This is a genomic window from Staphylococcus pseudoxylosus, assembly GCF_044794325.1.
GTDB lineage: Bacteria > Bacillota > Bacilli > Staphylococcales > Staphylococcaceae > Staphylococcus > Staphylococcus pseudoxylosus.
In genome coordinates this window covers 100417-119898 of the sequence record NZ_CP085024.1, presented here as the reverse complement: position 1 = coordinate 119898, position 19482 = coordinate 100417, and the positions used below count along the sequence as shown (strand labels likewise).

20 protein-coding genes are annotated in these 19482 nt (G+C 33.9%); 6 read left to right on the top strand and 14 right to left on the bottom strand.

Features of this window, described 5'->3' with window-relative positions:
• The first annotated feature begins 52 nt into the window (after nt 1-52).
• Both LG295_RS00590 and LG295_RS00585 read left to right on the top strand, forming a co-directional pair.
• The gene (locus LG295_RS00590) at nt 53-802 is read left to right on the top strand and encodes a DeoR/GlpR family DNA-binding transcription regulator (protein WP_404476108.1); all 750 of its coding nucleotides are present in this window, start codon (nt 53-55) and stop codon (nt 800-802) included.
• Nucleotides 803-1057: 255 nt separating this feature from the next.
• Nucleotides 1058-1300: a hypothetical protein gene (locus LG295_RS00585; protein WP_404476106.1), complete on the top strand. Its 243-nt coding sequence runs from the start codon at nt 1058-1060 to the stop codon at nt 1298-1300.
• Between the two features lie 314 nt (nt 1301-1614).
• Here the strand turns inward: LG295_RS00585 and LG295_RS00580 are convergent, their stop codons facing one another.
• Nucleotides 1615-2376, bottom strand: a complete 762-nt coding sequence (locus LG295_RS00580; RefSeq protein WP_404476104.1) for an SDR family oxidoreductase — start codon at nt 2374-2376, stop codon at nt 1615-1617.
• Nucleotides 2377-2562: 186 nt separating this feature from the next.
• On the opposite strand from LG295_RS00580, the gene LG295_RS00575 reads away from it, so the two are divergent.
• Nucleotides 2563-2877, top strand: coding sequence for a hypothetical protein (locus LG295_RS00575; protein WP_404476103.1), 315 nt, complete (start codon nt 2563-2565; stop codon nt 2875-2877).
• A 113-nt stretch (nt 2878-2990) separates the two neighbouring features.
• Here LG295_RS00575 and LG295_RS00570 read toward each other — a convergent pair whose 3' ends face one another.
• From LG295_RS00570 to LG295_RS00525, 10 genes are read right to left on the bottom strand one after another with little or no spacing between them, the layout of a single operon-like run.
• Nucleotides 2991-3380: a tautomerase family protein gene (locus LG295_RS00570; RefSeq protein ID WP_107530065.1), complete on the bottom strand. Its 390-nt coding sequence runs from the start codon at nt 3378-3380 to the stop codon at nt 2991-2993.
• Between the two features lie 32 nt (nt 3381-3412).
• Nucleotides 3413-4252 carry a ketose-bisphosphate aldolase gene (locus LG295_RS00565; RefSeq protein WP_404476101.1) on the bottom strand — a complete coding sequence of 280 codons (840 nt, stop codon included), beginning with the start codon at nt 4250-4252 and terminating at the stop codon, nt 3413-3415.
• A gap of 21 nt (nt 4253-4273) precedes the next feature.
• Complete coding sequence (gene iolG / locus LG295_RS00560; protein ID WP_404476100.1) at nt 4274-5269, bottom strand: inositol 2-dehydrogenase; 996 nt, start codon at nt 5267-5269, stop codon at nt 4274-4276.
• A 13-nt stretch (nt 5270-5282) separates the two neighbouring features.
• On the bottom strand, nt 5283-6872 hold the full coding sequence (locus LG295_RS00555) for a solute:sodium symporter family transporter (RefSeq protein WP_404476098.1): 1590 nt from the start codon (nt 6870-6872) through the stop codon (nt 5283-5285).
• Nucleotides 6873-6930: 58 nt separating this feature from the next.
• Nucleotides 6931-7815, bottom strand: coding sequence for a myo-inosose-2 dehydratase (iolE, locus tag LG295_RS00550; RefSeq protein WP_404476096.1), 885 nt, complete (start codon nt 7813-7815; stop codon nt 6931-6933).
• A 10-nt stretch (nt 7816-7825) separates the two neighbouring features.
• Nucleotides 7826-8845 carry a Gfo/Idh/MocA family oxidoreductase gene (locus LG295_RS00545; protein WP_404476094.1) on the bottom strand — a complete coding sequence of 340 codons (1020 nt, stop codon included), beginning with the start codon at nt 8843-8845 and terminating at the stop codon, nt 7826-7828.
• 16 nt (nt 8846-8861) lie between these two features.
• The gene (gene iolD / locus LG295_RS00540; RefSeq protein ID WP_404476092.1) at nt 8862-10775 is read right to left on the bottom strand and encodes a 3D-(3,5/4)-trihydroxycyclohexane-1,2-dione acylhydrolase (decyclizing); all 1914 of its coding nucleotides are present in this window, start codon (nt 10773-10775) and stop codon (nt 8862-8864) included.
• A 14-nt stretch (nt 10776-10789) separates the two neighbouring features.
• Nucleotides 10790-11749 (bottom strand): 5-dehydro-2-deoxygluconokinase, encoded by a 960-nt coding sequence (iolC, locus tag LG295_RS00535; RefSeq protein WP_404476090.1) that lies wholly within the window; start codon nt 11747-11749, stop codon nt 10790-10792.
• Nucleotides 11750-11764: 15 nt separating this feature from the next.
• The gene (gene iolB / locus LG295_RS00530; protein WP_404476089.1) at nt 11765-12583 is read right to left on the bottom strand and encodes a 5-deoxy-glucuronate isomerase; all 819 of its coding nucleotides are present in this window, start codon (nt 12581-12583) and stop codon (nt 11765-11767) included.
• A 16-nt stretch (nt 12584-12599) separates the two neighbouring features.
• The gene (locus LG295_RS00525; RefSeq protein ID WP_404476088.1) at nt 12600-14054 is read right to left on the bottom strand and encodes a CoA-acylating methylmalonate-semialdehyde dehydrogenase; all 1455 of its coding nucleotides are present in this window, start codon (nt 14052-14054) and stop codon (nt 12600-12602) included.
• Between the two features lie 200 nt (nt 14055-14254).
• Here LG295_RS00525 and LG295_RS00520 point away from each other — a divergent pair, with 200 nt between their 5' ends.
• Nucleotides 14255-15010 (top strand): DeoR/GlpR family DNA-binding transcription regulator, encoded by a 756-nt coding sequence (locus LG295_RS00520; RefSeq protein ID WP_404476087.1) that lies wholly within the window; start codon nt 14255-14257, stop codon nt 15008-15010.
• Nucleotides 15011-15176: 166 nt separating this feature from the next.
• On the opposite strand, the gene LG295_RS00515 is transcribed toward LG295_RS00520, so the two are convergent.
• From LG295_RS00515 to cstR, 3 genes are read right to left on the bottom strand one after another with little or no spacing between them, the layout of a single operon-like run.
• The gene (locus tag LG295_RS00515) at nt 15177-15785 is read right to left on the bottom strand and encodes a bifunctional 2-polyprenyl-6-hydroxyphenol methylase/3-demethylubiquinol 3-O-methyltransferase UbiG (protein WP_124227456.1); all 609 of its coding nucleotides are present in this window, start codon (nt 15783-15785) and stop codon (nt 15177-15179) included.
• Nucleotides 15786-15808: 23 nt separating this feature from the next.
• Nucleotides 15809-16564 carry a sulfite exporter TauE/SafE family protein gene (locus LG295_RS00510; protein ID WP_124227457.1) on the bottom strand — a complete coding sequence of 252 codons (756 nt, stop codon included), beginning with the start codon at nt 16562-16564 and terminating at the stop codon, nt 15809-15811.
• Nucleotides 16564-16824, bottom strand: coding sequence for a persulfide-sensing transcriptional repressor CstR (cstR, locus tag LG295_RS00505; RefSeq protein ID WP_017722250.1), 261 nt, complete (start codon nt 16822-16824; stop codon nt 16564-16566). The genes LG295_RS00510 and cstR overlap by 1 nt, the downstream gene beginning before the upstream one ends.
• 138 nt (nt 16825-16962) lie before the next feature.
• Here cstR and LG295_RS00500 point away from each other — a divergent pair, with 138 nt between their 5' ends.
• Nucleotides 16963-18030, top strand: coding sequence for a DsrE/DsrF/DrsH-like family protein (locus tag LG295_RS00500; protein WP_404476084.1), 1068 nt, complete (start codon nt 16963-16965; stop codon nt 18028-18030).
• 35 nt (nt 18031-18065) lie between these two features.
• A complete protein-coding gene (gene cstB, locus LG295_RS00495) occupies nt 18066-19400 on the top strand; it encodes a persulfide dioxygenase-sulfurtransferase CstB (RefSeq protein ID WP_318832495.1) in 1335 nt (444 codons plus the stop codon).
• Nucleotides 19401-19482: the final 82 nt, after the last annotated feature.

The window sequence follows — 19482 nt, the reverse complement described above, 5'->3', positions numbered from 1 at the left end:
TTTAGGCTAGGTTATGCTATACTAGAGAAAAATAAATTAGGAGCAATGACAGATGAAGCCTTTTGAACGGAGAAAAAATTTACTGAATGAGTTATACGTAAACAACGTTGTTTACGTAAGTAAATTAGCAGAAACATTTAAAGTCTCTGAAGAAACTATCCGCAGAGACTTAGAAAAATTAGAAAAAGAAGGCATTGCTGAACGTAATTACGGTGGAGCTAAATTATTAAAGTCTGAAGAACTACCTTATTCTGTTCGTCACACACGAAATAAAGAAGCCAAACTTAAAATTGCTAAAAAAATCAATCGCTTTATTGAAGACGATACTAGCTTATTTTCAGATTCAAGCTCAACAGTTATCGAAACGTTAAAACAATTCGCAATTACTGATAAAAAAATCCATATTATTACAAACGCAGTCAATGCCTTATATGAGTTAAACCAGTCATCACTCGAAATTAATTCGACTGGAGGTAAGCTCTTAAAACACTCATCAGCATTAGTTGGTCCGCAAACAATTGAATCAATTAATAAATTTAATCCTGACTATGCTATTTTAAGCTGTAAAGCCTTAACTAAAGATGGCATGATTACTGATTCTAATGAGTATGAAGCGCACATTAAAGAGTTAATGATTAGCAAAGCGAATAAAGTTATTTTAGCGGTCGACGCATCAAAATTCGATAATAGCAGTCTTATTACATTCGCCCATTTATCTGATATTGACTACATTGTCACTGATACAGAATTCGATCAAACATGGCAAAACATATTCACTAAAGCATCAACAATTGTGTTATAACCATCTATTAGCCATGGCGACAGTAACTTCTATTCGACATAAAAAGCCTACTACCTTTGTTTACAACATGAGTAGTGGGCTTCTATCGTTTTATTGACTCATAATACGAGTCGCAATATTTCTTTTAGTAATACTTAGACCCCCCTATTATCTGTAAAGAATAATATTAAAAACTGATATCTCCGTATATACTTTTAACACGTCAAGATAATTAATTTATATAATGTTATAATTATATAAAAAGGAGTGAGGCTTATGTCTAATGGTTCAGAAGCAATTGTATGGAAACAAAATAGAGTTGCTAAGCAAATGATTAAATTAGAAGCTACTTCGCCCAAAAATGCTAAAACCTACGATGATTTAAATATTAAGCACAAAAGAACCTTCAATAACTTATTGAAAAAAGAGGTCATCATCCAAACAGCAGACAAATATTACCTTGATGAGGATGCATGGGCAAAATTCCGCAAGTCTTTTAAAAGATTGTTTTTAATATAATAACTCACGAGTAATGTCATTATTACAACCTCTCAAAGATTAATTGGCGTTGGACTTAAGCTGCGTTTTTTGGTGTTATAAAATTTTGTGTATCGAATGGTTTGGTTACAATTTTTAAATATAACTAAAAAACGAGCGTATATTAGAAAAATCAGTCGACTTAAATTCGTAATACTTAATAAAACCAATATCAAATTAATTTATTAAATATAAAAATGGACTGTTGATAACCAACAGTCCACGTTATATGTGTATCATTAAGCAAAAACTAGAAAAATCTAAGCTTTTTCATAATGTGCTAAAGTTTGAATTTGTTAAATTGTATTTTTCAAAGCGTTATACATTTCTGCTGTATATTCGTCTAATGCTTCTTTGGACATTTCCAAGCGTTCTTTAGCAGAACCATAGCCAATTTCAACTTGTTCTTGAACTAGTCCTTCAAAAATTTCATTGATAAAATCAACCGGATTCGCCCCAAAAGTATGGATACCTTTGCCACCTAAATCAGTATTTACTGCAGGTGGTATGACTTCAAAAACATTTGTATTTGTCTCAGATAACTGGTGCCTCAAACTAATGGTAAATGAATGTACTGCGGCTTTTGTTGCTGAATAAATTGGTGCTATTGCCATGGGTGCAAAAGCTAAACCTGAAGACACGTTAATTATATTTGAATGAGCTTTTTTATCAGCAAAATACTGACTAAATAGAATTGAAAGTTGTACGGTTGCTTCAAAATTAGATTTTATTTCTACATTTAAGTTTTCCCAATCTACCGCTGCATCGCTATTCAAAATATTGAATCGATTTTGTATCCCAGCATTATTAACCAGTACGTTTATATCTGGATAATTTTCAATTACCCAATGATATAAATCCAGACGTTCTTCAGAACTAGATATATCACATACCTTTGTAATCACTTCCGGAAATGCCGCTTCAATACTTTTCAGCTTTTCAGTATTACGTCCACAAATAATAATTTTATTATTGTTTGCGTAAAACTTTTTAGTGAACTGAAGTCCTATTCCAGAGGCGCCCCCAGTTATTAATATTGTGTTGTTTTTTATATCCATTTTAGCCCCCCTAATAAGTCTAATTAGTGTAATTGGTTTTTAAATATCCGTCTAGTAATAAAACTTGTTTTATATTTCACAAAAATCTTATTTATTAAATAAGATAGATTAATTCAGGATAATATATATGTCTAATCATATGATTTTTGATATGATTACTTAATAGTCTTAAGGAGGATTGATAGTATGTTCATCGCACAAGCTGATTTCACAGCTAATATAGAGGATAGAGCTGTTTTAGACAACAAGGCATTACATGCCAAAGATGACTTCCATGGATATGACGGTTTAATAGATGTTGAAATTTGGAAAAACGAAAAGCACTCTACCATTTCATATTCCATAGTATCTAAATGGTTAGAGAAAAAATATTTTCAAGCATGGCTGTCCCGTCCATCACATATTGAAGAACATAAACAAATGCGCAAAGCAGAAAAAGAAAATACTTCTTCAATACATATTGAAAAACAAATTAAGCAATTCGAACTATTAGATATATAAAATATAATAAAAGACGCTTCGATTAACAAAGAAGCGTCTTTACTATTTTAAATTGTATATTGTTTAAAATTCATTCATACAGATAATAAGAACCCTTTTAAACTTTGCCTTTTTCAAAGCGTTCCATTTAGAAATTGAGCTTCTCCGTTAAAGAAACTCCAATCTTCATCTGTATTCTCAATCAAACTAAACATGATGTCTTCTTTACGAATTCCCATGTGGTCATGAAGTTTATTTGTCACCTCACTATAGAACCTTTGTTTTTGTTGTTGGGTCCTTGGTCGAGTAATAATTGTGAACACAATGACATCCTTTGTTCGTTCTACGCCTAATCCAGTATCCAAAATTTGCATTTCATAATCTTCATGTTGATTAACTATTTGATACCTGTCACCTTTGGGTGCTTTAAATGTATCTAGCATAACTTCATAAGAGATATTCAATATTTGTTCTATTTCTTCTCTTTCTCTACCTTTTATTAAATCAACTTTCATGAGTGGCATTTTCGCTCATCCTCCTCTCTACATATGTTCTGTTATACCCGCTTATGAGACGTACATTTGTAAATAATTGATTTAATCGTATCTACCATCGCTTCTTTACTAGGTTTTAGAATTTGTTGTGGATTAAACAATGACTTATCTTGATTAAGTGTTTGTCTTAGTTGGTTACTCCAAGCGATATTGATTTCTGTATTAAAATTAATTTTAGCATGACCTAAGTGTATGGCTGTTAATAAATCTTCATCCGAAATGCCTGATGCACCATGTAGCACTAGCGGAATATCAATGGCTTCTTGTATGGCTTTCATTTCTGCAAATCCTAAATCGGGTTCACCTTGATATTTTCCATGTACAGATCCTAGAGCAGGTGCCAATGTATCTAACTTGGTCTCTTGGGCTAGCCTGATACAATCATCTAAATCGGCATATTTTACATTGCCAATCATACCATCTTCGTTACCACCAATAGCTCCTACTTCGCCTTCGACAATGACATTATTTTTATGTGCATAATCAACGACCGCTTTGGTTTGTTTAATGTTCTCTTCGATGGATAACTTTGAGCCATCAAACATCACTGAATCATAACCAGCATCCACTGCCTTTTTACAATTTTCAACGGTCAAACCATGATCTAAATGAACAATAACCGGTACCGTTATGTTCATTGCTTTAATCTTATTTTTTATTGTCGTACATATAAAATGATATCCACCAAGAAATTCAATTACTTTATCAGTTGTACCTACTATAATGGGTGAACGCATTGCTTCTGCTGCTTCTAAAATACTTTCTATCCATAATAATCCATTTACATTGATTTGAGGTATGGCGTAATGTTCTTGTTTGGCTTGTTGTATAAGTGTATTCATTGATTAGCATCCCACCCTTGTTTATATTCTCATTGGTTGATTAGATATTAGCGATTCTTTACATTTCAACGCAATTTGTTGCGCTTTATATCCATCTTCAATTGAACAAATGACGTCTGTATCATTTTGCAACGCAGCAATAAAATCGTCCATTTCAACTTTATACGCGTCACTATAACGCTCTAAAAAGAAATGAGGCGGATTATCCCTTCTAATACCATCTATGCGATGATAATTTAAAGTCGAAGATTGTTCATTTCCTACATCTATTGCACCATGATCCCCTAAAATTTCTATACGCTGATCATAGCCATAAACGCTTCTTCTGCAATTTTCAATCATTGCAATTGAACCATTTTCAAATTTTAATGTAATCAACGCCGTATCAATATCATCATATACTGCGATTTCGGGATTGACTAATGCTGAACCTGTTGCATACACTTCAACAATTTCAGATTGCATTAAATACCTCGCCATATCAAAGTCGTGAATTGTCATATCCATAAATAATCCACCAGAATGTTTAATATATTCAATTGGAGGTGGCTCTGGGTCTCTTGAAGTGATGCGTAATGTCTGAATCTTACCTAGTTCTTTTTTACTTAAAATGTTATGAAGTTGTTTGAAATTCTTATCAAATCTTCTATTAAAGCCCATTTGAAGTTTTACATTAGCTTGTTTCACAGCTTCAACAGCTTCCTCAGCTTCTTCTAAAGAAAGACTGATAGGCTTTTCACAAAAGATGTGCTTACCTTTTGCTGCCGCTTCTTTAATAATTTCAACATGTGTATCTGTAGGTGAACAGATGACAATCGCATCTACTTCTGGGTCGTTAATCATATCTCTATGATCTTTTGTTTTATTTTCTATACCTGCTTCTGCAATCCATTCCGACAATTTATCGCAATATAAATCTGAAACCCATTTAATTTTGACGTCTTTATTATTTCTTAAACCGTTAATATGTAATTGACCAATTCTACCAGCGCCAATCACTCCGAATGTAAGTGTCATGAAATTCCTCCTATTAAGCTAAACCAAGTGGTGAGAATAAGATATAAGTTGCTATTACAACAATGATAATCATAGCCCCTACGAAATATCTGTATTTCCAAGGCGTTATATCTACTTTTGCGTAATTGACATTGAAATCAAATTCGTCTGATGGTTTCCATTTGTTGAATATTAATACTATAAATAAATCTATAAAGAATAATACGCTTAGAACATATAAATAATGTATCTCTGATATCAATAACTTTGAAAGCGCATACAAAACTATGTGTAAAATAAACATCACTTTAGCACCTTGATGTGATGTACGTTTAACAAAAAATCCAACAAGTATCAGTACTAATAATGGCATATTATAAATGCCGTTAAACTCTTGTACTACAGCATACAAACCTTGTGGAAACAGTGAAATCATTGGTGCAATAATCACTACAATAATCCCGACAAGGACGGTTATTAATCTACCAACTCTAGAAACTTGTTTATTAGTTGCTTCTTTATTAATTACGGATTTATAAAAATCAAGCGAGAATAAGGTTGCCGTACTATTGAGTGATCCAACAAATGAACTGAGAATCGCTCCAAATATAACTGCACCGAATAAACCATAAGCCCAACCTGGTAACACTTCATTAACAAGCATAGGATATGCAGTATCAGGATTAGTAACCTTATTGCCTAACATATTGAATGCTAGTACACCTGGGAATACTAGGAATAATGCGCCAAATATTTTAAATGTACCAACATACATTGCACCTTTTTGAGCTTCTTTTAAATTTTTACCAGCGAGCGCCTTTTGAACAATCATTTGATTCGTACACCAAAAAAATAAATTGTTAAAGAACATACCAAAGAACAACGTTGGCCAAGGTACGATGTCCGAATCAATGGCACCAATAGAATTTAATTTTTCAGGTGTATTTTGAATCACTTTGTCGAAACCTTTTAAGAAACTGCCGTCACCAAACATGATTAACCCTAAAACTGGTATAGCAAGACCTCCGAGAATAAGTCCTACTCCATAAATAGAATCACTATGTGCACTTAAAGAAAGACCTCCGATAAACAAATAAATGATCCCGAAGATACCTATAAATGTTGAAATCAGTACAACAGCCGTCATATCGCTTATATCTAAAATTTCACTAATATTAAAAATTTTATTAAATACCAGTGCGCCTGAATACAGGACAACCGGCAGAAACGATACAACATATGTGAATATGAATAGTAGCGATACCAATCTCTTAGTAAATGTATCAAACCTCATTTCAATAAAGTCAGATATCGTATCTACACCATATTTAAAATATCTTGGTAGAAACACAAGCGCTAATATAACAATTGCTACCGCTGAAGTTACTTCCCAAGCCATAACTTCCATACCAGCTCTAAAGCTTTGACCGTTTTGACCTACGATTTGCTCTGTAGACAGGTTGGTCATGATAATTGTAGAAGCAATCGTAAAACCAGTTAAACTTCTGCCACCCATAAAGTATCCATCAGCATTTTTCGTATTAATTTTTTTACTTTTTAAGAATGCATATAATGCGATTATTACAATGACTACTAAAAATGAAATTACTGCAAACATACTCATGATTACTCTCTCCCCTTGGAAGCTTAAGAATACCCTCAGTCTGACATGAACTATGTGTTCATTGGTATTGAGCCATGTACTCTTTTGCTTTTTTAGCGTATATAAAAGGATTTGCTACAGATGGATCTTGTTCTGCTTCAACTACAATCCATCCTTTATAATCTGATTGATATATAAGGTTTAGAATAGGTTCAAAATCAATCGCCCCATCACCAGGGACAGTGAACATACCTTTTCGTACACCATCTAAAAAACATTGATTTTTTTTATCCACTGCCTCTTTAATTTCTGGCCTTACATCTTTAAAATGAATGTGTTTAATGCGATCTACATGCTTATTAAATATTTCTATGGGGTTTTCACCAGAAACAACCAGATGCCCAGTATCAAACAAGAGAGAAACATTGTCTTTGCTTGTTCTTTCTATTAGTTCATCAATTTCTTCTGTAGTTTGTATACCAGTTCCCATGTGGTGATGATATACAATTTCCATATCTTTTTCGTGCGCTAGTTCGCCTAATTTTTCTAAACCTTCGCTTAGCAATTGCCATTCTTCTTCGGTGAAAGTAGGCTTGTCTCTAAATAATGCTTTATCTAATTTGCCTTGAATGCTATTACCTTGTTCTGATACGACAATCACTTTAGCGCCCATTTCATATAGGAAGTCTCTATGTTTAATAAATGCCTCTGCCGTTACTTCATACGGTTTTGATGTTAAATACAAGCTTATCCATGCACTAGCAACCGATAAACCACGTGGTTCAAGATAAGACTTTAATACTTCAGGGTTTCTCGGGTATTTATTACCTATTTCTGTGCCTTCATACCCAGCTAATGCCATTTCACTAATACATTGCTCAAATGAATTTTCACTGCCTAATTCTGGCATATCATCATTCGTCCATGCGATTGGCGCACATGCATAACGAATATTTCTAGTCATTCTGTTCACCTCATAACGTAATAACCTTCTTAGTTTCGATGGAGTTTTGCATAGCAATTGCTACTTCTGTACTTTTCAATCCATCCATAGCTGTAACAGATGATTGATCTTTATTCTTAATGGCGCTAACAAATGTATTCATTTCATTTATAAAAGCAAACCTAAATCGTTCCGGAAAATGATCTGAGGTAGGCCTCACTACACCATTTTTGTCATATAAAGTGACTAAATTCTTTTCAGGTGCGTTACCAATTCTAATCATGCCTTCCGTCCCTATAATTTCTGTTTCAACGTGATAGCCATGTTGCGCATTTCTTCCAGCTAAAAAATATGCAATTGTTCCATCCTCTAACTCTGATAAACATGCGCCTGTTTCTAATTCATCACAAGCAGTTAATTCAGGTGCTGCAATATTATTTCCTAGGGAATAAACTGTTTTAAATTCCGAACCAGTAAACCATCTCACTAAGTCAATGTCATGAATGGACATATCTAAGAATAAACCACCACTAGCACTATTTTTTGCAAATTGTATAAAACTATCTAACCCTGAACTAGGATCAATACCATAACAACGCATGGCTGTAATTTTTCCTAATTCACCTCGATCTACTACATCTTTTGCATATAAATAAGATTCATCGAACCTACGCATAAAGCCTAATTGAAATACCTTATGTGGATAATCATTAATTTTATCTACAACTTGTCTAATATTTTCCAATTCTAAGCCAATCGGTTTTTCAGAAAATACGTGCAACCCTTTTTCTAGGGCTTGAGTAATTTGGACTGCATGAAATCCACTTGGTGAAGCAATTACAACCGCATCTAACGCGTCGTTACCCAGCATGTCACTGTATGATGTATAACAATGTTGAACGCCTAACACTTCACTGGCATATTCTAATTCTTGTTCAACTACACTTGCGACTGCGTATAATTCAGCATTATTCACATGTTTTACAATATTCGACGCATGCACTTTGCCTAAACGGCCAAGACCTACCTGACCTATTTTTATTTTTGTCATTATTTTCTCACCTGTCTTAATAATGTTTCGCTGTTTTCATGATTTCGGCTTTGTTTGAAAATGCTTCTTGTACGGCTGGCTTGTCGCTATGTTCAGAAACACCTACATTCCAAAATGACTCATATCCTGCCGTCATCGTTTTAGGTAATGTTTTAACTTCTATTAATGTAGATTTCGCTTCTTTCTTAGCTTCTGTGATAGCTGTTGCTAATGCATTGACATCATTTACTTTGTAAGTAACTGCACCATATCCTTCAGCGACTTTTTTATAATCAACATTTAATATGTCACCATTCATATCAGTGAATTCTGTACAAAAGCTGTCACTACCGTTATCCATTTGTAAATTATTAATACAACCAAAACCACTATTATCGAATAAAATGATATTAATTTTATAGTTATATTGCAGTGCGGTAATCAATTCGGAATGCAACATTAGAAAACTTCCATCGCCAACGAGCGCATATACTTCTTTATTTGGTTCTGATATTTTAGCACCAACAGCAGCGCCAATTTCATAACCCATAGTTGAATAACCGTATTCCATGTTATAAGTATTAAAGGTGTCTGTTTCCCATAATCTTTCTAGATCACCTGGCAATGAACCAGCTGCAGCGACAATAATTGCGTCATGATCAATGGAGTTATTGACCTCTATTAAAGCGTTCGTTTGTGGTAACTCGGTTTGTAATGATGTTACATATCGCTTTAGTTTCTCTTTATCAAAGTGCGTTGCTATTTCAGGTGCATAATGCGTATCATTGATATCGATGTTCGCTAAGCGATTGCGCTCGTTGTTCCATTCTTGTTTAACATCACGAACAGTGTCCTCAATATCATATTGATGGTTGTTTAATTGCTGTCTTAATCTAGAAATAGATACTTTCGCATCACCAACTACTTGAATCGCATCTAATTTATAAGCATCCACTCTATTTACATTCATATTAATGATTTTGGCTGAATCAAAATTGATAGCTGTTTTTGAACTAGTTGTAAAATCAGAATATCTTGTGCCGATACCTACAATGACATCCGCATCTTTCGCATAAATATTTGCTGCTAAGTTTCCAGTTACACCTAAACCACCTAAATTTAATGGATGCGACGCTGCAATGGTTGATTTTCCTGCTTGTGTCTCAGCCATCGGTATATGATGATTGTCTATTAGTTGCTCAATTTCATGTTGTGCCTCAGAATATTTAGCCCCACCTCCGACGATTAACAAAGGCTTTTTAGCAGTTTTAAGCACTTCAATCGCAGCTTCAATAGAACGGTTAGAAGGTTCTAATCGATCTACATAATGTATGCGTTTATCAAAGAATGTTTCTGGAAAATCAAATGCTTCTCCTTGTACATCCTGACTTAATGCTATCGTTACTGGACCAGCTGTTTGAGGATTTGTCATAACTTCAAATGCTCTAATGAGTGCTGACATAATTTGTTCTGGTCTCGTTATACGATCAAAATATCTAGATAAAGGCTTCAAGGCATCGTTTGTAGTTGTCCCAATACTTTGAGGATCTTCTATCTGTTGTAAAACTGGGTCTGGTTGACGTGTAGCGAACGTATCTCCTGGAAGGAATAACACTGGAATATGATTTGCTGATGCCGTGCCAGCTGCAGTAACCAGATTCGCTGAACCAGGACCCACAGAACTGGTTACGGCAAATATTTTTTTCCTTAAACTTTGCTTACTGAATCCAATTGCAGTATGTGCCATACCTTGCTCATTTTTGCCCTGAATTATTTTTAATTCTTTTTGATATTTAGACAAACCTTCACCTAAACCAAGCACATTGCCATGACCAAAGATATTCATTACACCTTCTACAAATTTTATTTCTTCTCCATCAACATAAATGTATTGTTTTGTTAAAAATTTAACGATTGCTTCACCTGTTGTTAATCTCACTGTTTTGACCACAATTCAACACCGCCTTATGATTGTTCTTTAATTAAGTTTTCTATTTTATCTATCGTAGGCATTGCTTCTGACGAACTATGACTGCTTACAACAATGGCTGCTGAAGCTGCTCCATATTTCAACGCGTCTTCTACAGGTTTACCTTTAACGAGGGCATATATAAATGCTGCTGCATATGAGTCCCCTGCACCGAACGTTTTTACTACATTCGCTTTGAATGCTTTTCCTTCATAAACGTGACCAGCTTTATCAAATGCATATGAACCTTGCACGCCATGCTTAATAACAACCAAATTAGGCGTTGCTTCAAACAGCAAATGACTAATTTCTTGGTCTGAAATATTCTGATAGCTTTCAACCATATCGAATTCATCTCTCGTACCGATAACAACGTCTGATTGCTCAGCAATTAATTCATAATAAATCGATGTTTCTTCCTTGTTCACCCAATTATATGGACGATAATCCAATTCAAATATGATTTTTACACCGTGTTTTTTAGCAATCGATAACGCTTTTAACACTGCTTCTCTTGAAGGCGATTGGGATAACGCAGTTCCTGAAATGAGCAAATATTCGGAATTCTTAATGTAATCTGGATTTACATGCTCTGGTGCAAGGTATAAATCAGCTACATTTTCTCTATACATTAAGATGCTTGATTCCTGAGCACTTTTTATTTCAGTAAAAGTTAGGCCAATCTTACGGCCTTCTTCATCAATATGAATCTGTGAAGTATCTACACCCACTTCTTCAAAATAGTTTGTAATAAATCTTCCATGTTGGTCGTCGGATACGTTGGCAATAATACCAACGTTTAAACCTAATTTTGATGCGCCAATCATGATATTCGTCGGAGATCCACCAACGTATTTACTAAATGTAGCTGTTTCTTCCATTGGTCTGTTGATTTCTTTCGCATTTAAGTCAATTGCAGCACGACCAATTGCTACGATGTGTTTCTTATTAGTCATTTATTTACACCCCTTTTATTTACGGTCAATAATCCATTCATGATCTGGTTGATTATAAAATTTCCAAACTTTTTTTGGACCAGCCATGATATTTAAATAATAACCATCGTAACCATCTGGGACGGCTACAGGATGATATCCTTCTGGAACTACTACAACATCACCATTTTCAACTGCCATTGTTTCATCTAATGACAAATCATCGGTAAATACTCTTTGGAACACAAAACCTTTACTTGGATTCATTTCATGATAATAAGTTTCTTCTAGTAATGACTCATTAGGTAAATCATCCTGATCATGTTTGTGTGGTGGATAACTAGACCAATTACCTTGGTTCGTATAAACTTCTACTACTAATAATTTTTCGCTCGCTTCATGTGTATCTGGCAATATATTATGCACATGACGTTGATTTGAATATTTACCTCTATCTTCAACACCGTTTTCTTTTGCTGGTATCAGTTGTGTTGGCCTAACTTCATCAGTAGGCGAATAACATAAAATCACTCTAGCATCTCGCGTTGCTTCAATTTTTATATTATGGTGTTTCGAAATAAACACACTATCTGTTGGAATTCTTTCAAACACTGAGTCTCTTGTCCCTAGGTCATTAAAAGTTTCATTACCATCTGATACATTAATCTTTCCAGTTAAAGCCACAATACATAATTCAAAATCTTCAGTTGATGCTTCGTAAATACCATTCTGTTTAATATCTAGTACTTTTAAACCAATATAATTTAAGTTAATGTCGCTGGGTTTTAAATCGTGGATAACTTGCACATCATCGCTGAGACGACGATGTACAGGTTTATTTAATAATTGAGCCATTATCAATGTTCACTCCTTAAAAATTAGGTTCGTCATGACGTGCTGTAACAACTTTTCTGTGTGTATAGAATTCAATACTATCTTTACCGTTAGCATGTAATGAGCCATAGAATGAAGATTTCCAACCTGAGAATGGGAAGATAGCCATAGGCGCTGGTACACCAAGGTTAATACCTAACATACCTGCATCAATATTTTCTCTAAAGTATCTGATGGAAGAAGCGCTATCAGTGAATAAGCAAGCACCATTTGCAAATTCTGATTTATTCGCGAGTTCGATACCTTCTTTTAAATTTTTAACTTTAACTAGTGATAACACTGGTGCGAAAATTTCATCCTGCCATAATTTCATGTCAGGTGTGACATTTTCAAAGATAGTTGGTTTAACGAAATAGCCATCTTCTTTATTGTCTTCTCTACCATCTAGCACTAGTGTTGCGCCTTCTTCGACACCTGCATCCACATAGCTCAGTGTTCTAGATTTATTCTCTTCTCTAATTACAGGACCTAAAAATACGTTATCTTCCAAACCGTTACCAATCACGATATCTTTAGCTGCTTGAACTAATTTTTCTTTAAATTCGTCATAAACATCTTCTTCTACTGCTATAACTGCCGCAGCCATACAACGTTCACCTGCAGAACCAAATGCAGCTCCAATGACATCTTTCACAGCTGTATCAATATTCGCATCATTCAATACAATAGTATGGTTCTTAGCTCCTGTTAAACATTGGGCGCGTTTTAAGTTTTCTGTCGCTTTTTTATAGACATATTCGCCAACTGGTTTAGATCCTACAAATGAAACTGCTTTGATATGTTCATTTTCACAAATACCATTAACGACATCGTGTGCACCATGCACAACATTAAATACACCTTTAGGGAAACCGGCTGCTTCTACTAATTCGGCTAATTTATTTACTAACAATGGTGTCTTCTCTGATGGTTTAATTACAAATGTATTACCTAAAGCAATGGCCATTGGGAACATCCAACATGGCACCATCATAGGGAAGTTAAATGGTGTAATCCCCCCTACAACACCTACCGGATATTTATAACTTGTACCTTCAATATTTGTTGCAATACTTGATAATGAATCTCCCATCATTAACGACGGTGCACCGGCCGCAAATTCAACGTTTTCAATACCTCTTTGTACTTCACCTAAAGCTTCTGTTGTATTCTTGCCGTTTTCTTTCGTTATGATTTCAGCTAATTCTTGTTTATTGTCTATTAATAGTTGCTGTAACTTGAATAACAAACGCGCACGCTTAGGTACAGCAACTTCTTTCCATTCTTGGAATGCCTCAGCAGCGATTTGTGCAACTTCATCTAATTCTTCACGTGTCGAAAGAGGTACTTTGGCAATCACTTCTTTAGTTGCAGGATTCAAAACATCCAGCGTCTCTGTACTCTTTGATTCTTTCCATTCACCGTTAATATAATTCTTTAAGATTTCTGCCATTATAAAATCCTCCAATTATTTTTTGGTAACCGCTTACAAAACACTTTTTATTTTTTGTATCTTTTGGTAATCTTTTGGTTACTTCTTGGAATAACTTTATAATATTCTCAAAATTATGTCAACTTTTGAGTAACTTTTTCCATATTAGGTTGTGTATTTTCATGAAATTGGTTATATTGTAATAAATGGGGGAATTATATATGAAAGCTAAACGTATTTATGAAATTGAATCTTTCATAAAAGAAAATAAAACCGCTTCTATAGAAGAATTGCGGCAAAGGTTCAATGTTTCAATTAACACTATTAGGCGTGACGTTAATCAACTTGTAGATATGAATATCGTTAAAAAAGTTTACGGTGGTATTGAAGTAATTGAAGACTCACATAAAGCCGTGGACTATAATCAAAGAAATATCGAAAACAGTAATTCCAAAAAATTAATTGGCGAACTAGCTGCTAACGAAATAGAAGCCAATGATATTATTTATATCGATACAGGTACGACCACAATCCATTTGTTAGATTATGTAGATAAACATCTGACTTTTACTATAATAACGAATAGCCTTGATATTATGAATAAAGCCTCACAATTTGACAATGTCACTTTATTTATTATCGGGGAAAAATATAAACCAATAACTAGATCATTTATAGGTATTGATTCTAATATGTTGCTAGAAAAATTCAATATTAATAAAGCTTTTATGTCAGCAACAGGTGTTAATATTCAAAACGGATTGTCTAATTCTGAAATGGAAGAGAATTTAATAAAGCAGTATATTACGAGTAAAGCCACAGAAACATTTATCTTAGCCGACCATAGTAAAATGGGGAAATCCACTTTACTCACCTATTGTGATTTAAGTGACATTAACAAAATGTTTACCGATAAAATTCCTCCAAAAAATATCAATGATTTTTGCCAAGAGTATAATATAGCTGTTTATTTTTAACGGTGTATTTCAATAAGATAAAGCGCCATGTAACAAATCATTTATTACATGGCGCTTTTGACTATATAAAAACGTCAATTTCTATATTAACTCAATAGAAATTGACGCTTATTTTTAGTCAAAGTCATTTATTTCAAGGACTCTGTTATCATCTTATACTCAAATATTATATTTTTTCTATATAGCCTTGGATTATAGAACCTGTACCAGTGTGTTTAATACCTTCATTCCGATAAACCTCATGCTGTTCTAATTGATGAATCTTAACAGGTAAGTGTTTTAAATAAGCTTCGATTTCATCAATAGTATATAACATGGATTCATCTTTAGGACCACCAGTGCCATATGCTAATTGTTCTTTTGAATAAAACTCAAAGTAACTATAACCCCCTACAACTAATGATTGAACGAGATTATTGAACATCTCTTGTTTGCCTTCATTAGGTACATGACCAAATACATTAATACTATAGTCAAATGATGATTGAGGCGCTAAGTTAGGTTTTGTGATGTCTCCATAATTTGCATCGATGTCAACATGTGCTTCGCTCGCTAATTGGTATTGTTTATTAATCCCCACTTGCGACATATCATAAGTCGTTATATCATACCCGAGTTTTGCTAGATATATCGCGTTACGGCCTTCACCTTCTGCAAGTAATAAAATTTTCTCATTATTGTCTGTTTGCTTTTTAAAAATATCTTTAACAAATGAATTCGCTTCTTTGCCATAAATATATTCTTCTGAATCAAATTTTTCATCCCAGTGATTCACTTTAAAGCCCCTTTTTAAATTAATTAAAATACAAGTTGTATAATTGCAATCGCGATCAAGATACTAACAATACTTTTTTGAACAATGTCAGGTAGCTTGGAACCTACTTTTAGTCCTATAGGCGCAAAGAGCATGCTCCCAATTATTAAAAATATTGCACTTTCGATAGGGATATAGCCTTGTATGAACTTAATAATAAAAGCCCCTATTGATGAGATGAAAGCAATGACGATACTGTTAGTCACTACTGTATTCATTGGCAGTTTGAATAAAACTAATAATACAGGAATAATAATAAATGCGCCGCCTGCACCTACAATGCCTGACACTACACCAATCACAAATCCTACTAAGATAAGTAAAATAGGTCTGAATCTAACCTCTTGGGAAACAGATTTAACTTTAATAAACATTAATAGTAATGCAACTAAAGCGATTATTATATATATAGTGTTGATAAAATTAGCGTTAAATAAATTAGCTAGCATTGCTCCGAATATGCTTCCAATAACCATACCCCCACCCATATTCATTACAAGTTTAGGTGAGAATTCAGCTTTCTTTCTCGCTTTAAATGAACCGCTGAGTGTACTAAAAAACACTTGACTAGAAGTGAGACCCGAAGCAATATATGCGCTATAGACAGGAACACCTAATAATGTTGGTAACAACAAAATAGCTGGATAAATAATAATGGCTCCTCCTATGCCTACCAAGCCAGATATAAAACCTCCGAATACGCCAATCAACAACATTGCTATTATATTTAGCATGTCCATTATTTACTTTTTACTAATAAATTTACAGCTTCATTAATCATTTCTTGAGAACTTTCTCCCTTATCATCGGCTGCTTTTACACATTCTATTAAATTTTCACTTATAATAACACCCATCAAACGTTGGATTGAGCTCTTTGATGCACTGAGTTGTGTAATGACATCTTTACAATCTTTTTCTTCTTCCATCATTTTAATAACGCCGTTTAATTGGCCTTGTATTCTATTGATGCGATTTACCATTTGTTTATTATAATCCATATTGGTTTCCTCCGATTTTAAATTGAATATACTTATAGTAATAAATTTATAGTAAATTGTCAAATACCCAACGGGGTATTTGACTCAAGTTATTCCCACCTGTTACTATACCCCTATAGGTATCTAGAGGAGGAAAATATGAAACAATATCAAGAAGAACATATTAACGAATTAAGTAAAGTAGAGTTAGAGCAATTAGCGAAAAAAGGACAATTGATTGATGTTAGAACACCAGAAGAATACAAATTAGGACGTATTGATGGTGCAATATTACATTCTGCAGAAAATATTGACACATTCTCTAAGAACAAGGATAAAACTTATTATGTCTACTGTAAAAGTGGTAACAGAAGCGCTAAAGCAAGTGAATATTTAGCTAAACAAGGTTATGACGTTGTGAATTTAGACGGTGGTTATACAGCTTATGAAAAACAAAACATTAATCATGACGATGTGGTAGAAGAGAGTAATAAAGCACTCAAACCGAGCCGCAAACAATTTAATTTTAATGGTCTTCAGTGCCCGGGCCCAATAGTTAATATTAGTAAAGAAATTAAAAATATTGAAATTGGTGACCAAATCGAAGTGACCGTCACTGATCCTGGTTTTCTTAGCGATATTAAAAGCTGGGTAAAACAAACAGGACACACACTTGTAAAACTGAATGAAAATAACAATGAAATTAACGCCGTTATTCAAAAAGAAAAACTGCGAGAAATAGAAGTAAATCATACCGATAAAGGTACGACTATCGTTTTATTTAATGGTGAGTTAGATAAAGCAGTAGCAGCAATGATTATCGCAAACGGTGCTAAAGCTGCCGGCAGAGATGTAACTATCTTTTTCACTTTTTGGGGGCTTAATGCATTGAAAAAAGCACAAGCAACTCATGTTAAGAAGAAAGGTATTGCAAAAATGTTTGATTTTATGTTGCCTAATACACCAGTACGCATGCCATTATCAAAAATGAACATGTTCGGTTTAGGTAATATCATGATGCGTTATGTTATAAAAAAGAAAAATGTTGATTCTTTACCGTCACTTATAGACCAAGCAATTGATCAAAACATCAAGTTAATCGCATGTACGATGAGTATGGACGTTATGGGCATTACAAAAGAAGAACTTAGAGATGAAGTCGAATATGGTGGCGTAGGGACTTATATTGGTGAAACAGAACAAGCCAGTCACAATTTATTTATTTAATAAACTAAACTATATTTTTAAAAAGGGAGAATTTTATGTTTTTTAAACAATTCTATGATAATAATTTATCTCAAGCATCTTATTTAATTGGATGTCAACGTACAGGAGAAGCGATGATTATTGATCCAATACGAGACTTAACAAAATATATGGAAGTGGCAGATGAAGAAGGTTTTACAATTACCCAAGCTGCTGAAACGCATATTCATGCTGACTTTGCTTCAGGTATTAGAGACGTTGCGGAAAAATTAAACGCAAGTATATATGTATCTGGTGAAGGTAACGATGACTTGAGTTATAAAAACATGCCACAACAAACCCATTTTGTTAGACATCAAGACACTATTTATGTAGGAAATATTAAATTAGAAGTCTTGCATACACCAGGTCATACCCCAGAGAGTATCAGTTTCTTACTCACTGACGAAGGCGGAGGTTCTAATATACCGATGGGGCTATTTAGTGGCGACTTTATCTTCGTTGGTGATATAGGTAGACCTGATTTATTAGAAAAAGCAGTACAAATGAAAGGCTCAACAGAAGTCGGTGCCAAACAAATGTATCAATCTATAAATAGTGTTAAAGATTTACCAGATTATATTCAAATTTGGCCAGGCCATGGTGCAGGTAGTCCATGTGGTAAAGCTTTAGGGGCAGTACCGATATCTACGTTAGGTTACGAAAAAATAAACAACTGGGCCTTTAATGTAACTGAGGAAGCAACGTTTATTGAAACATTAACGTCAAATCAACCAGCCCCACCGCATCATTTTGCCCAAATGAAACAAATTAACCAATTTGGTATGAACATGTATCAACCATATAATGTTTACCCTAGCTTAAACAATGAAAGAATCGCATTTGATCTTCGTAGTAAAGAAGCTTTCCATGGCGGTCATGCGCAAGGAACTATCAATATTCCTTATAATCACAACTTCATTAATCAAATTGGTTGGTATTTAGACTATAATAAAGATATAGACTTAATCGGTGATAAAGCTACGGTTGAAGAAGCAGTGCATACTTTACAGTTAATTGGTTTTGAAAATGTAGCAGGGTATCGTTTACCACAAACAACAATCATGACATCTTCTATTCATAGCGCGGATATGACCGACAAAGAAACCAATGTGCTAGATGTGCGTAACAATGAAGAATGGAACCAAGGTCATTTAGAACAAGCGGTGAATATCCCTCACGGAAAATTATTAAATGAGAGTATACCTTTTGATAAAAATGATAAAATATACGTTCATTGTCAATCAGGAGTTAGAAGTTCGATTGCAATCGGTATACTAGAATATAGAGGTTTTACTAATATTGTAAACGTTAGCGAAGGTTATAAAGACTTTCCATTAGCATTGAAATAAATCTAATCAAGATTCAGGGTATAAAATATTTGGTTAATAAATAAAAGTCAATTTCTATTGAAATAATAAGGTAAACAGGACT